This is a genomic window from Mesorhizobium sp. WSM1293, assembly GCF_000513875.1.
GTDB classification, from domain to species: Bacteria; Pseudomonadota; Alphaproteobacteria; order Rhizobiales; family Rhizobiaceae; genus Mesorhizobium; species Mesorhizobium ciceri.
The window spans coordinates 55,667-69,874 of the sequence record NZ_AZUV01000016.1 but is presented as its reverse complement, the minus strand read 5'-3'; the positions used below and the strand labels follow the sequence as shown (position 1 = coordinate 69,874).

The window sequence follows — 14,208 nt, the reverse complement described above, 5'->3', positions numbered from 1 at the left end:
TCCCCGATGCCTCGAACCCTCTCGACAAGGCCGAAACAGGATGGGTTTCGCGCGCCCGGCGAATTCGAACCCAAGTCAGGCTGCTGGATGATCTGGCCGGAGCGGCCGGACACCTGGCGCCTCGGCGCCAAGCCCGCGCAAAAACTGTTCGCCGATGTCGCCGCGGCGATCGCGCAAAGCGAGCCGGTGACGGTGGCGGCTTCTGCTCGCCAGTGGCAGAATGCCCGAGCGCGATTGCCCGGTCATGTGCGCGTCGTGGAAATGTCCACCAACGATTCCTGGCTGCGCGACAGCGGTCCCAATTTCGTCGTCAACGATCAAGGCGACGTGCGTGGCGTCGATTGGATCTTCAACGCCTATGGCGGTTTTGACGGCGGCCTCTATTCGCCATGGGACCTGGATGACCTTGCGGCGCAAAAAGTGCTCGAAATCGAGAACATGGATCGCTACCGCGCACCTCTGATCGCCGAGGGTGGCGGGTTGCAGTGCGACGGTCAGGGCACGCTCATCACGACGGAGCAATGCCTGCTCAACCGAAATCGCAACGCTCATCTCGGCAAGGCCGAGGTGGAGCGCCAGCTTGGCGACTATCTCGGTGTCGACACCGTCATCTGGCTGCCACGCGGCTTTGCCTTCGACGAGACCGACGGCCATGTCGACGACGTTTGCTGCTTCGTGCGCCCCGGTGTGGTCGTGCTGAGCTGGACCGACAATCGGGAAGACCCGCAATACGATATCGTGCGCGAAGCCGAAGAGGTGCTGCGTTCGGCTCGTGATGCGAAGGGCCGCGCGCTGGAAGTTCACCGGCTGCCCCACCCCATGCCGATCGAGATGACGCCGGAAGAAAGCGACAGCGTGGACCGGCTGGATTCGACCTGGGCGCGACCGGCCGGAAACCGGATCGCGGCGAGCTACATCAACTACTATCCGGGCAACAGCGTCGTGGTGGTACCGCAGTTCGGCTGCGATCTCGATGTGAAGGCCAAGCGGATGCTGGCCAAGCTGTTTCCCGACCACCGGATAGTCGGCATCGAAAACTCGCGAGAGATCCTGCTGGGCGGCGGCAATGTCGCCTGCATCACCTTGCCGGTCTATGCCCCGCAACGACGTTGAGGGACGGAGCATGCCGAGAACACATAGCGAAAACGGAGGACATTTATGCGCGCTCTGATCTTCTCAACCCTGCTTGCCTGCGGCGTCTGCGCAAATGCGGCTTCGGCTGACGAGGAAAAGATCGTCAACGTCTACAACTGGTCCGACTACATCGCGCCGGACACGGCCGAGAAATTCGAGAAGGAAACGGGAATCAAGGTTCGTTACGACGTCTATGACGGCAACGAGGTGCTTGAGACCAAGCTGCTCACGGGCGGCTCCGGATATGACGTGGTCTACCCTTCAGCCTATCCGTTCCTCAAGAACCAGGTCAAAGCAGGGGCTTTCCTGGAACTCGACAAATCGAAGCTTGCGAACCACTCGAAGATCGATCCGCAAGCCCTCGCGCTGATCGCCGGCGCCGACCCGCAGAACCTGCATGCAGTGCCCTATATGGCGGTCACCGACGGCATTGGCTACAACGTCGCTGCGGTGAAGCAGCGGCTGCCGGACGGGCCGACAGATTCCTTCGCCATGGTCTTCGACGTCAATGTGGTCAAGAAGCTGTCCGATTGCGGTGTAGCTATCATCGATGCGCCGGCTGAAGTCATCCCGATGGCGATGAACTACCTTCACATCAACCCCAAATCGACCAGTCCCGACGACCTCGCCAAGGTCGAGGACCTGCTGGTCAAGGTGCGGCCCTACATCCGCTATTTCCATTCGTCGAAATACATCAACGACCTCGCCAGCGGTGACATCTGTGTGGTGTTGGGCTGGTCGGGCGACATACTCCAGGCAAGGACCCGTGCGGCGGAATCCGTGAAGAAGCTGGAGATCGCCTATTCCATCCCCAAAGAAGGCACGCTCATCAACTTCGATACGATGGCGGTACCGAAAGATGCGCCGCATCCCGACAACGCCCAGGCCTGGATCAACTTCAATCTGCGGCCCGATATCGCCGCGGCCAATTCCAGCTATGTCTCCTACGCCAATGCGATACCGGAGTCCCTGCCGCTGATGGACAAGGCCATAGCCAGCGATCCCGGCGTCTTTCCGCCTGATGCCGTGAAGGCCAAGCTGTTCGTGGTGGACAACAACGACCCAAAGCTGCTGCGATCCCAAAACCGCATGTGGACGCGCATCGTGACGGGACAATAGAGCAATTCCGGAAAAAGTGCGCAGCGGTTTTCCCGGGAAAAGCGCGTAGCGCTTTCCCTTGGGAATTGCGTCAAAGCAAAAAGACAGAGCCGGGCGGAAGCCGTCAGGCTCAAGCGGCTTCGCGGATGGCCGCCAGCAACTCGACCTGGGAGTGCACGCCGAGCTTGCGATAGATCTGCTTGATGTGGTTGCGGACGGTCCCGGGCGAGATGGCGAGGCATCGCGAAATCGTCTTGGCGTTGCCACCATCGACCAGATGTCGCGCAATCTCGGTCTCGCGCCTGCTCAGCCGCGAGCGAGCGTCACCGATTGCGGCGCCCTTGTGCCGGAAGCGGCACAGATGGAGCAATCTTTCCAAAATGAGCCTTGTCGCGCTGCTTGCCGCGCAAGCCGTCGCCAGATCCTGCTCGCCAAACGGTTCTGCCCCGTTTCGCCTGAGAAAAGTGACATAGCCAGCGGTCAGCCGGTCGAGATTGAACACGCCGGTGATCTCGTCGAAACTGTCGGAAGGGCCGAAGAATTCGCGATAGTAGGGAGTCCGCTGGAAGTCGCCATTGCGGAGTGCCGACAGCGGCAACAGGAAATCCTGCCTTGTGCTGGCGAACCTCTGGAAGAAGGGATCGTGGCGATACAGTCGTGCATCGTAGTCGCGGTTCCAGCGATCGGGACCGGCATCGTCGATGGTCAGGGATGTGATGTCGCGACGGTAAAAGCCGACATAGGCGCGGTCGGAGCCAAGCAACTCGCTCGCCGCTGCCGTGAAGCGAGCCGACAATTCTTCGGGTGTCACGGCAACGGCCGCAGCGGCGACACCGCCGCTCCAGCGCCCAAACTGATCGAGGGAAAGGTTCGACTGCATTCCAATTCATACTAGGCATGATGCCGAAAAGTGTGAAGCGGTTTTCGGACGGCATCATGCTCCATCTGTTTGATTTAGAGCCGGATTCAGATTTCAGGTCGATCGACCTGAAATCATCCGGCTCTAGCGCAAGCCGTTGCAAGTTCAAATCAGCCATTTCCTTTGACTTTGACCCTCTCGGCCATACCTATGCGGGAGTCGTTGTCGCGGAGCCATCATGCCGGTCAAATTGAAACTGATCTGCCTTATCCTGCCGATGCTTGCCGTCCTGGCGCAGCCCGTCCTGGCTGAAACGGCGGAGCGGCCGGCGCCCTCGGGCGGCGTGCTATCCCTGCTGCCGCCGCCGCAGACCACCAACCATTCGATCACGCTGGCCGGGCGCAAGCTGGATTACCAGGCAAAGGCGGCGACCCTGTCGCTGCTATCGGGCAAGGGCGACGTCACGGCGGAGATCTTCTACGTCGCCTACACACTGGAGCCGCCGGCAAGCGGGGCCAAAGACCAGCAGCGGCCGATCACCTTCGTGTTCAACGGCGGCCCTGGAGCAGCGTCCGCCTATCTGCATATCGGCGCACTCGGTCCACGGATAATCGCGACGGGAGCCGACGGCGAATTCCTGCCGTCACCGCAAAGACTGATCGACAATCCGGACAGCTGGCTCGACATGACCGATCTCGTCTTCGTCGATCCGGTGGGAACAGGCTATAGCCGCGAGGCACCGGGTCAGGACACGCGCGATTTCTGGGGCGTAAACCAGGATGCCAGCTCGATAGGCGCCTTCATCCGGCTCTATCTCGCACAGAACGGCCGCACCGGGTCGCCACTGTTCCTCGCCGGCGAAAGCTATGGCGGGTTCCGCGCAGCGCTGCTCGCCAGGACGTTACAGGAAGATATCGGCATCAGTCCGAACGGCATCGTGCTGATCTCCCCGGCGCTGGAGTTCACGCTGGTGCAGCCCGACGAATTCGAGCCGCTGCATTGGGCGCTCGAACTGCCTTCACTGGCGGCGGTGCGCCTGCGCGCCGAAGGCGTCAGCGGCGACGCGTTGCGGGAGAAGCTGGCAGACGTCGAACATTATGCGATGGGCGATTACCTCACGGCAATCACCAGCGGACTGGAGCAAGGCAGGCGGCTGGCCAGCCAACGCGTGGCTGACATCACCGGCCTGCCGCTCGATCTGGTGCAGCGGAACTCCGCCCGCATCCCCACCGGCCTGTTCGCAAGGGAGTTCTCCCGCGCCAGCGGCAAGGTGCTCAGCCCCTATGACGCCACGATCGGCACGGCCGACATCGCGCCCGAGAGCGCCCGCATCGCCGGCCCGGATCCGGTGCTCGACCGCAGCGTGCCGGCGCTGACGTCGGCATTCGTCGGCTATATCAGCGACGAACTGCATTTTCGCACCGATGTCAGCTATCGGCTGCTCAATGGCGAAATCAGCCACAATTGGGATTACGGGACCGGCGCCTCGCGGCAAGGCTATGCCGGGGTGATGGACGATCTGCAGCGCGCACGCTCGCTGAACCCTTCGCTCGGCGTCGTGATCGTCAACGGCTACACCGATCTGGTGACACCTTACCTCGCCTCGCGCTACCTGGTGAGCCAGATCCCGTCGCTCGCCAATGCCAAGCCCATCCGTCTCGATGTCGTCGAGGGCGGGCACATGATGTATTTCAGGTCCGACGGCCGGCGCGCGCTGAAAGAAGCCGCTTCGGAACTTTACCAGGCGACGCAGTAGGCTTGGCGACAGTGCAGTTCGGCAAAGACCCGTGCCCCAATATAAGCACCGGGCTGGCGTAGCGCCGCAGGGGTTTTCGCCCGTATAGCTTGGTACCAAGGGAGTTGAATTCACGGCTCCCTTGTGTCGCTCCTCACAGCATTTCTGCCGCTCCGGCAAATTTGGTCCCACGCGCCTTATGGCCGATATCGCCATTCTCGAAACACGCGAGCGGGTTCTTGCAGGCATCCTGCTGACCGGTGCGGCCTATCTGCTGTTTTCGACACAGGATGCTTCGATCAAGCTGCTGGTCGTCGGCCTGAGCGTCTGGCAGATCATGTTCTTCCGCAGCATCACCATTCTGGGCGCGTGCGCGGCGATCGGCGGACGACAGCTGTTTGCCGACACGATGCGCTCGCCCATCGTGCGGCCGATGCTGGTGCGCAGTGCCTTCACGCTTGCTGCGTGGCTCTGCTACTACAACGCCGCGCGCAGCCTGCAGCTCGCCGAACTGACCACCGTTTATTACGCGGCCCCGATCATCGTCACCGTGCTTTCGGTGTTCCTGCTCGGCGAAAAGGTGCCGATGCTGCGCTGGCTGGCGGTGCTGATCGGCTTTGCCGGCGTGTTCATCGCTTGCGATCCGACCCATCTCGGCCTGTCCGTGCCGGTGCTGCTGGTGCTGGCGGCCGCCTTCTTGTGGGGCATCGCCATCGTGCTATTGCGCAGGACCGCCCTTGCCGAGCGCTCGATGATCCAGCTCCTGCTCAACAATTTCTATTTCCTGCTGTTTTCGGCGGTGCCGGCGCTGCTCTGGTGGCAGACGCCAAACCTGGCGCAATTGCTGCTGCTTGCCAGCGTCGGCGCACTCGGCGGCCTGGCGCAGTATCTTCTCTTCGAAGGCATGAAGCGCACGCCGGCCTCGGTTCTCGCGCCGCTGGAATACACCTCGCTGTTGTGGGCATTCGCACTCGGCTTTGCAATCTGGGGCGACGTGCCGCGCCGCGAAGTCTTCCTGGGTGCCGCGCTGATCGTCGCCGCCGGCCTACTGATCGTCGGCACCGAGCATTTCCGCAAACGGCTATGATGTGGATCGCCATCATTGCTGACACTACGATGTCAGGATCAAGCGGCGTAGGCTGGCGGCATGACTGAGATTGCGGCGACCACCGACACCGCCGCGGAGCGGACACTCGGCATCATCCTGGTGTCGTCCTCAGCCGCCGTCTTCGGCCTGACGGGCGTGCTGACGAAATCAATCCACGCCGACCCGTTGACCATCATCTGCTGGCGCGGCTTTGTCGGCGCGATCCTGATCAGCTTCTATGTGCTGTGGCGGCGTCACCGTTCTGGTGGGCGTGAGACCCTGCGGCTTGGCTGGCGCGGCTGGCTGCTGGCGGTGGAAGGCGCGCTGGCCAGCATCGCTTTCATCTCGGCGTTCAAGTTCACCTTCGTCGCCAATGTCGCTGTCATCTATGCCACAGCACCTTTCGTCACGGCGCTGCTGGCCTGGGTTCTGACGCGCGAACCCTTCCGGTTGCAGACGATGGTCGCCGCCGCAGTGTCGCTGTGCGGCGTGGCGATCATGGTCTGGTCCGGCTTCGGCACCGGCAATCTGTTCGGCGACGGACTGGCACTGCTAATGACCATCGGCAGCGGCCTTTACATGATCATGGTACGCGCCTTCCGCGACACGCCCGTGGTGTGGGCCGGTGCGGTGTCGGCATTCCTGTTGTTCGTGCTCGGTTGGTTCGTCACCGATCCGCTGGCGGTTTCGCCGAGAGATGCCGTTCTGCTCGCCACTTTCGGCGCGTCCTTCGCGCTGTCCTCGATCCTGTGGACGGAGGGCGCACGGCTCATCCCGCCGGCCGAATCCGGGCTTCTCGGTTCGGCCGAAGTGCCGTTCGCGATCCTGTTTGCTTTCCTGTTCCTGGGCGAGATTGCACCAACCGCCAGCATGATCGGCGGCGCCGTCGTGCTCACCGCAGTGTTCGCCCATGCGGGGCGGGATTGGCTGATGGCGCGCTCGCAACGCATGGCGTCAAATATTTCTTAAAAAAGTGACACAGTCATGGAACCATCATCCGGGTCAGGCATTATTGCTGCGACGGGCCATCCCCAAGTCCCCCCAAACCCCTCGGCCCGTCCTACTCCAAGCCGACCGTAAGGTCGGCTTTTTCTTTGCCACTTGGGACCGCAAGGTCGGGTTCGTTGGGCATTCAGCCCGACAAGGCAAGGTTACCGCTGAGCAGGGTCGCCAGATCGGCTGCCGATCCATCGGCACCGGCGCGCAGCCGGATGGCGAACTCAGCCAAAGGCACCTGTGGCAGGCCAAGCTGGCGCGGCGCCTCGACAATCCCGGAATGGGCAAAGCGAGCCGTTCGCAGCGTCAGTGCGACACCGGCGTTCACGGCTGTGCGCAGGCCGGCCAGACTGGCGCTGCCGGCAGCAATGCGGTAGCGGCGGCCGGCGGCATCGAGTGCGGCAAGTGCCGCTTCGCGAAAACCGCAATATGGATCGAGCAGCGCCAGCGGCAGTTCCTCCTGCCGCGTGGCCAGCCCCTTTTGTGAGCATAGCCATATCATCGGCTCGCGCAGCACGCCGACTTCGTCCGGCGCTGCCGTCTGGCGCATGACGATCGCCAGATCGAGACCGCCAGACTGCAGCGCCTGCGCCAACTCAGCGGAACGGCCGACCCGCAGTTCGATCCTGACGCGCGGATGGCTGCCGGCGAAAGCACGCAGCAGATCCGGCAGGCCGCTGTCGGCAAAATCCTGCGTCGTGCCGATGGCAACGCGCCCGGCAGCGCGGGCGCCCTTCAGCGCCAGCCAAGCCTCGCGATGGGCGGCAAGAATGCGCTTGGCGTGGCCGACGAGATCCTCACCCGCCGGCGTCAGACCACGTCCTCGCCCCTGCGGCGCCAGCAGCGGCTCGCCGACGATTTCCTCCAGCCGCTGCATCTGGGCGGTCACCGCCGAGGGCGAGCGGCCAATGCTTGCAGCCGCCCGGGCCAGCGAGCCGCTGTCGACGAAAGCAAGGAAGGTTCGGAGCAGATCGGGATCCAGTGTTTCCATACTTCGATAATATCGAAGTATGGGTTAAAAACAATTCGATTTTTTTGACTAAAAGGTGGTGGCATGGGTTGTTTCAACGGCGATCGGACGCCGCTCAAGCCAAGGAGAAGAAGAATGCCTATCATCAACATCAGCGTCACCGGCAAACCTGACGCGGCGCTTTCCGCTCGCATCGCAAAGGAGGCCACAGAAATCACCGCGACGCAGCTGCGCAAGGACCCGACGATCACGGCAGTTGCCGTGTCCTATGTCGATCCGCAGCACTGGTTCGCCGGCGGCAAGTCGCTGGCCGAGCACGGCACCAACACGTTCTGGCTTGATATCAAGGTGGTCGACGGCACCAACACCAAGCTTGAGCTGGAGGCCTATCTGAAGGCGATCTTCGCAGCCTTCGGCCGTCTGCTGGGCGGCGTGCACGAGGAGAGCTACGCCTTCGTGCATGAAGTGCCGGCAGCCGCTTACGGCTATGGCGGCAAGACGCAGGAATTTCGTTTCATCAGTGGACGGCTGCAGGCGGCGTGAGAAGCAGCTTCCCGCACCAAGGGAAGCAAAAGCTCCGCATTGACCTTGCTCCCACATCGTCTAGGTTCTGGCCGACACGGCCGCAAAGAGCCGAGATGCTAAAAACGTTGGGAGAGACGCGGCATGATCCTGACACTGGCGCTGCTTGCGGGTCTTGTTCTGGCCTGGCTCCTGATTGGCGTGGCGGAAAAATTCCGCCTCGGCCTACGCTTCACCCAGGCGCTGCTCTATGTCCCGTTCAAGCTTGCCTACCGGATCGGAGACAGCCGCATCAGGATCGCCCGCAAGGCGCAGGCCCCAGTCATCTACGTCATCTCGCATCAATCGCGCTTCGAGCCGGCGCTGATGCTGTCGCTGCTGCCGGAAGACACGCTGCATATTCTCGATGAGGTCTCGGCGCGCTCGCCGTGGCTAGAACCTTGGCGCGAGCTTGGCCGTACCATCGCCTTCAACGCCGAACATGTCTTCGTCAGCCGCCGGCTGGTGCGGGTGCTGAAGGGCAAGGGCCGGCTCGCTGTCTATCTGCCGGATGCAGTCGAGCCCGACGTCAAGACGTTTCGGTTGTTTCGTGCCGTCACCCGCATCGCCATGCAGGCCGATGCCGAAATCGTGCCGATCTTCGTCGGCGGCGCGCGCAGCCTGCCGGTGTCGCTGACGCCTGCGGACAAGGCGCCACGACACTGGTTTCCGCAACTGTCGATCAGCGTGCTGGAGCCGATGACCATCACTGAGCTGGTGGCGCGCAACCCCGAGCAGGCCTCGAACACCAACGCGCTGTTCGACCGTGTCGCCGAGGCGCGGCTCTTCGGCACCAACCTCGATCGTGGCCTGTTCCTGGCCATGCGCGATGCCGCCGACCGCGTCGGCGCTTCGCATATCATCATCGAGGACGTGATCTCCGGCGCGCTGAGCTACCGCAAGCTGTTCATCGGCGCCCGCGTCCTGGGCAGGCGCTTCGAGGCGGTAACGGCTCCGGGCGAGGCAGTCGGCGTGATGCTGCCCAATGCCAATGGCGTCGTGCTGTCGCTCACCGGCCTTCTGTCGGCCGGCCGGGTGGCGGCGATGATCAACTACACGGCCGGGCCGGCGAGCGTCACCGCGGCCGTGCGCACGGCGGTGATAAGGACCGTGATTTCGTCCCGCGCGTTCGTCGAGAAGGCCGACCTTGCCGATATCGTCGCGGCGGTCGAAAAGGGCGGCGCCAGGCTTCTCTGGCTCGAGGATGTGCGGGAGAGCGTCACCGCGCTGGACAAGCTTGCCGCCGCCTTGCTGTGGCGCTGGCCGCTGCAGCGACAGGACGCGGCCAAGCCGGCGGTGATCCTGTTCACCTCGGGCTCGGAAGGCACGCCGAAGGCAGTCGTGCTGTCGCACAAGAACCTTTACGCCAACGCCATGCAGGCTGAGGCGCGCATCACCATCTCGCCCGCCGACATCCTGCTCAACGTGCTGCCGGTGTTCCATTCGTTCGGCCTGACGGGCGGCACCATCCTGCCGCTGGTCACCGGGGTAAAACTGTTCCTCTACCCCTCGCCGCTGCACTACAAGATCATCCCCGAGGTTGCGCGCAAGGTGAAACCGACCATTATGTTCGGCACCGACACGTTCCTCGCCAACTATGCGCGTACCGCCAAGGACGGCGATTTTTCCAGCCTGCGCTTCGTCGTTGCCGGCGCCGAGGCGGTGAAGCCGGAAACCCGCCGTGTCTATCGCGAACGCTTCCAGGCCGAGATCATCGAAGGGTTCGGGCTGACAGAGGCGGCACCGGTGGTTGCCGTCAACACGGCAATCCATGGCCGCGACGGTACCGTCGGGCGGCTGCTGCCGGCCATGCGCATGAAGCTTGAGCCGATCGAAGGCATTTCCGATGCCGGCCAATTGTGGCTCGACGGACCGAACCTGATGATGGGCTACATGACCGCGGACCGCCCCGGTGAATTGCAGCCGCTGACGGGCTGGCACGACACCGGCGACATCGTCGCTGTCGACCGCGAAGGCTTCATCACCATTCGCGGCCGCGCCAAGCGCTTCGCCAAGATCGCCGGCGAGATGGTGTCGCTGGGTGCTGTCGAGATGCTGGTGCAGTCGTTGTGGCCGGAAGAACGCCATGCGGCGGTAGCGGTGCCGGACAAGAGGCGCGGCGAGCGCATTGTGCTGGTCACCACCGCCGACGACGCCAATCCCGACGAGTTGCGCAGATTCGGCAAACAAGCCGGCGCCGCCGAACTGATGGTGCCCAACGACATCGTCAAGGTCGAGGAAATCCCGGTGCTGGGTTCGGGCAAGACCGACTATGTCTCGACCCGAAAGCTGGCGATCGACAGGCTGGGGCTCGGCGTCGCGGCGTAGGCTCGTTCCATCTCGAAAGAAAAGCCGCCCTCCTCGGAGCAACCTCCCAAAGAGGCGCGAATAAGCGCCGCTGCCACGCTTTTGCCCTATCGGCGTTTTATTGGTGAGTGATCATTCACTTACCAACCATGTGCTGGCATGAGGAGGTTTCGAATGGCAAAAATCCTTGTCACCGGAGGAACCGGGCACCTGGGCCGCGATCTCGCACCTGCATTGACCGAAGCGGGCCACAGCGTCCGATTACTTGCCCGAAAGACTGAGCAAGACAATTCCGTTGAATGGGCAATGGGCGATCTCGCGACCGGATACGGCGTCGATGAGGCGCTGCGCGGCGTCGATACCGTCATTCATGCCGCGACGCTCTCGCCGATCGCCAAGCGTGGCATGAGGCTGGTCGATTTCTTTTCGAGCCCTTCCAGCGTCGATGTCGACGGCACGCGTCATCTGCTCGCCGCTGCGGAACGCAGGGGCGTCTCGCACTTTATCTTCGTGTCCATCGTCGGCCTCGAATTCAGTACCTTGCCCTATTCCCGCGTGAAACTTGCGGGCGAGCGGCTAGTGCGAAAATCCTCGCTCCCATGGTCCGTCATCGCGGCGACGCCATTCTATTACCTTCTGGCGCAGATGCTCGGCGGGCTGAAATTGCTGCCGATCTGGCCGCTGCCGACCTCGCCCTCAAATCCGGTGGATACACGCGACGTGGCCATGTATCTGGCCGAAGCCGTCAGCGACGGGAAACGCGGCGTGCGCCCGGCAATCGGCGGTCCGGACACGATGCCTTTCTCGGATTTCGCGCGGCAATACCGCGACGCGCTTGGGCTGAGGCGTCTCGTCCTGCCGCTGCCGATCGGCCGCAGGATGAGCCTCAAGATGGGTCTGGTCGGAACCGTCGAACGGCTTGGCGAAAGAAGTTGGAAGGCGTGGCTTTGCGAACAAGGCGGGCGCCTGCAGTGACCGGTCAGCGGCGCTGCACGCACCGGCGCGGGTCATTTCCGATTGTCCGCCGGATGTTGGCGTCCGATCGCCAATCCCCTTCACCGTGCCCGCGGAGCCAGGAGCAGCCATGAAGCCGCCATCGACCGGACGCGCGCGTATCCTGCGTGAGGCCATCCGCCTGTTTGCCGAGCGCGGCTACGACCGGACGAGCGTTCCCGATATTCAGGAGGCGGCAGGCCTGTCGCGCGGCTCCGGCGCGCTCTACAAGCATTTTTCTTCAAAAGAGGATCTGCTTGCCACCGCGATCGAACAGTTCGTCGGCACCGCACGGGAGGGCCGGGCCGAACTTGGCGAGACGACGCTTTCCGTCGACGAGGGTTCGCGGCGGCTTGTGGAAAGCATGCTTGAAAAACTCGGCGCCAATCGTGACGTGCTGCGGATCCTGTGGCGGGATCTGGAGCATTTTCCCGACCTGAAAGCCTCGGCGCGTGGCGAGATCATGCAAAGCACTTACATCGCCGTCGCCGAATGGCTGCGGGAGCGTCAGCGCCAGAGCGAGCTGCGCCCGCATGACAGCGAGGCCGTCGCCGCCGTCATCGTCGGCAGCGTCGCCATGTTCCGGGTCTTCGAAGCGATCTGGGGCGAGCGTGCGATCGACATCAGCGACGAGCGCTTTGCTTCCGCCTGGAGCGATCTGTTGCTCGGTGGCCTGCGGCTCTAGCCGCTCAGCCTATATCGGAAGGCGGCACCTTCTCGCCCTCCAGCTTGGCGCGTTTCGAATAGGCGCGCACACTGAACGGCAGGAAGATCAGGTAGCCGGCAACCGAAGCGGTCAGCGTGTACCAGGGGTAGGTCATCAGCAGCAGTACGTAGAGCACGACACCCAGGATGATCGGCAACACCCTGTCGCCCGGGATTTTCAGGCTCTTGCCGGAATAGACCGGCAGCCGGCTGACCAGCAGGAAGGCGACCAGTATGGTAAAGCCGGTGGCGACGAAGGCCGCTGGACGACTGGGCTCCAGCCCTGTGCGCAGGAAATAGAGATAGAGCGGCAGCATCACCAGCACAGCACCAGCCGGCGCCGGCACGCCGACGAAATATTCGGACTGCCATATCGGGCGATCGGCCTTCTCGTCATCGAGCACGTTGAAACGGGCGAGGCGCAGCCCGCAGGCGATGGCGAACAGCAGTGCCGCGATCCAGCCCGGCGAGCCGGCGCGGTCGAGCAGGAAGGCATAGAGCACCAGAGCCGGGGCGACGCCGAAATTGACGATGTCGGCTAGCGAATCCATCTGCGCGCCGAATTTCGAGGTCGCCTTCAGCATCCGCGCCAAGCGGCCGTCGATGCCGTCGAGGAAGGCGGCAAGCAGCACCATCACCACCGCCGGCTCGAAGCGACCTTCGAAGCCGAAGCGGATGCCGGACAGGCCGGCGCAGATGGCGAGCACGGTGACCAGATTGGGCAGCACCATGCGCATCGGGATTTCGCGGATGCGCGGACCGCCGCTGGCATGGGCCTCGAACTTTTTGTATTGCGTGCCCACCGGTCAGGAAACCCGAACAAGAGGCGTGCCGGCAACACCGCCGAATTCGGCCAGCACGGTTTCGCCGCCAACCGCAGTCTGGCCGACGGCAACGCGCGGCGTGGCGGTCAGCGGCAGGAACACGTCGACACGCGAGCCGAAGCGGATCAGGCCAAAACGCTCGCCAGTGCCGATCGAGCCGCCGGCCTCGGCCCAGCAGACGATGCGCCGCGCCACCAGGCCGGCGATCTGGACGGCAGCGACCGTGCCATTGGGGCTCTCGATGACCAGGCCGTTGCGCTCGTTCTCGGTGCTGGCCTTATCCAGTTCCGCATTGAGGAATTTGCCCGGCCGATGTTCGATTTTCGCAATACGGCCGCGCACCGGGGCGCGGTTCACGTGGCAGGAAAAGACGTTCATGAACACCGAGATGCGGGTCATCTCGGCATTGCCGAGGCCGAGTTCGCGCGGCGGCACGGCGGGTCCGACCGCCGAGATGATGCCGTCGGCGGGGCTGACCACCAAGCGGTCGTCGACCGGCGTGACGCGCTCGGGATCGCGGAAGAAATAAACGCACCAGGCCGTCAGGATCAGACCGATCCAGAACAGGACCGAGGAGAAATAGCCGAGGAAAAGCGTCGCCGCGCCAAAGGCCGCGATGAAGGGATAGCCTTCGCGATGGATCGGTACGAACGCGTTCTTGACCGTATCGACAAGGCTCATCGGGTGTAAACGGGCTCCGTTTCAGGTGGGGCCTCAATAGCCGAAAGCCCCCCTCGCCGCAACGCAACAATCGGCACGGCCATATTGGACATAACTGGCAGAGGGGTGGTGGGCACGGTTGCCGCCAAAGCCGACCATCCATGATCCGCAACCCGAGCACGGCGCAAGCCAAGCCGTCCTTCAGCTGCGCCAAGGCCACCGGCGTGGTGCCTACGGCCATGCCGATGGCACATTTTTCATCAGCGAAAAGCAATAAAC

General features: G+C 63.2%; 13 protein-coding genes. 9 read left to right on the top strand and 4 right to left on the bottom strand.

The window, feature by feature from the left end; all coding sequences use genetic code 11:
* Positions 1-6 precede the first annotated feature (6 nt).
* Both aguA and M729_RS0120640 read left to right on the top strand, forming a co-directional pair.
* Positions 7-1,113, top strand: a complete 1,107-nt coding sequence (aguA, locus tag M729_RS0120645) for an agmatine deiminase (protein WP_027162697.1) — start codon at positions 7-9, stop codon at positions 1,111-1,113.
* A gap of 45 nt (positions 1,114-1,158) precedes the next feature.
* Positions 1,159-2,253, top strand: coding sequence for a polyamine ABC transporter substrate-binding protein (locus tag M729_RS0120640; RefSeq protein ID WP_027162696.1), 1,095 nt, complete (start codon positions 1,159-1,161; stop codon positions 2,251-2,253).
* Between the two features lie 109 nt (positions 2,254-2,362).
* Here M729_RS0120640 and M729_RS0120635 read toward each other — a convergent pair whose 3' ends face one another.
* Entirely contained in the window at positions 2,363-3,112 is a 750-nt protein-coding gene (locus M729_RS0120635) for a LuxR family transcriptional regulator (RefSeq protein WP_027162695.1), read from the bottom strand.
* 217 nt (positions 3,113-3,329) lie between these two features.
* Here M729_RS0120635 and M729_RS0120630 point away from each other — a divergent pair, with 217 nt between their 5' ends.
* The 3 genes from M729_RS0120630 to M729_RS0120620 all read left to right on the top strand — a co-directional run bounded on the left by M729_RS0120630 (position 3,330) and on the right by M729_RS0120620 (position 6,882).
* Positions 3,330-4,847, top strand: coding sequence for an alpha/beta hydrolase (locus M729_RS0120630; protein WP_027162694.1), 1,518 nt, complete (start codon positions 3,330-3,332; stop codon positions 4,845-4,847).
* Positions 4,848-5,025: 178 nt separating this feature from the next.
* Positions 5,026-5,913 carry a DMT family transporter gene (locus M729_RS0120625; RefSeq protein WP_027162693.1) on the top strand — a complete coding sequence of 296 codons (888 nt, stop codon included), beginning with the start codon at positions 5,026-5,028 and terminating at the stop codon, positions 5,911-5,913.
* A gap of 60 nt (positions 5,914-5,973) precedes the next feature.
* Complete coding sequence (locus M729_RS0120620) at positions 5,974-6,882, top strand: DMT family transporter (protein ID WP_027162692.1); 909 nt, start codon at positions 5,974-5,976, stop codon at positions 6,880-6,882.
* A 163-nt stretch (positions 6,883-7,045) separates the two neighbouring features.
* On the opposite strand, the gene M729_RS0120615 is transcribed toward M729_RS0120620, so the two are convergent.
* Positions 7,046-7,900, bottom strand: a complete 855-nt coding sequence (locus M729_RS0120615) for a LysR substrate-binding domain-containing protein (protein ID WP_027162691.1) — start codon at positions 7,898-7,900, stop codon at positions 7,046-7,048.
* A 114-nt stretch (positions 7,901-8,014) separates the two neighbouring features.
* Between M729_RS0120615 and M729_RS0120610 the strand changes: the two genes are divergently transcribed.
* The 4 genes from M729_RS0120610 (at position 8,015) to M729_RS0120595 (ending at position 12,425) form a co-directional block, all read left to right on the top strand.
* Positions 8,015-8,422, top strand: a complete 408-nt coding sequence (locus M729_RS0120610; protein ID WP_013532540.1) for a 4-oxalocrotonate tautomerase family protein — start codon at positions 8,015-8,017, stop codon at positions 8,420-8,422.
* Positions 8,423-8,545: 123 nt separating this feature from the next.
* Positions 8,546-10,768 (top strand): AMP-binding protein, encoded by a 2,223-nt coding sequence (locus tag M729_RS0120605; RefSeq protein ID WP_027162690.1) that lies wholly within the window; start codon positions 8,546-8,548, stop codon positions 10,766-10,768.
* A 153-nt stretch (positions 10,769-10,921) separates the two neighbouring features.
* Positions 10,922-11,722 carry an NAD(P)H-binding protein gene (locus tag M729_RS0120600; protein ID WP_027162689.1) on the top strand — a complete coding sequence of 267 codons (801 nt, stop codon included), beginning with the start codon at positions 10,922-10,924 and terminating at the stop codon, positions 11,720-11,722.
* A gap of 109 nt (positions 11,723-11,831) precedes the next feature.
* Complete coding sequence (locus tag M729_RS0120595; protein ID WP_027162688.1) at positions 11,832-12,425, top strand: TetR/AcrR family transcriptional regulator; 594 nt, start codon at positions 11,832-11,834, stop codon at positions 12,423-12,425.
* A 4-nt stretch (positions 12,426-12,429) separates the two neighbouring features.
* On the opposite strand, the gene M729_RS0120590 is transcribed toward M729_RS0120595, so the two are convergent.
* Positions 12,430-13,176, bottom strand: a complete 747-nt coding sequence (locus tag M729_RS0120590; protein ID WP_224621703.1) for a phosphatidylcholine/phosphatidylserine synthase — start codon at positions 13,174-13,176, stop codon at positions 12,430-12,432.
* Between the two features lie 75 nt (positions 13,177-13,251).
* Entirely contained in the window at positions 13,252-13,950 is a 699-nt protein-coding gene (locus M729_RS0120585; protein ID WP_027162687.1) for a phosphatidylserine decarboxylase, read from the bottom strand.
* Positions 13,951-14,208 lie beyond the last annotated feature (258 nt).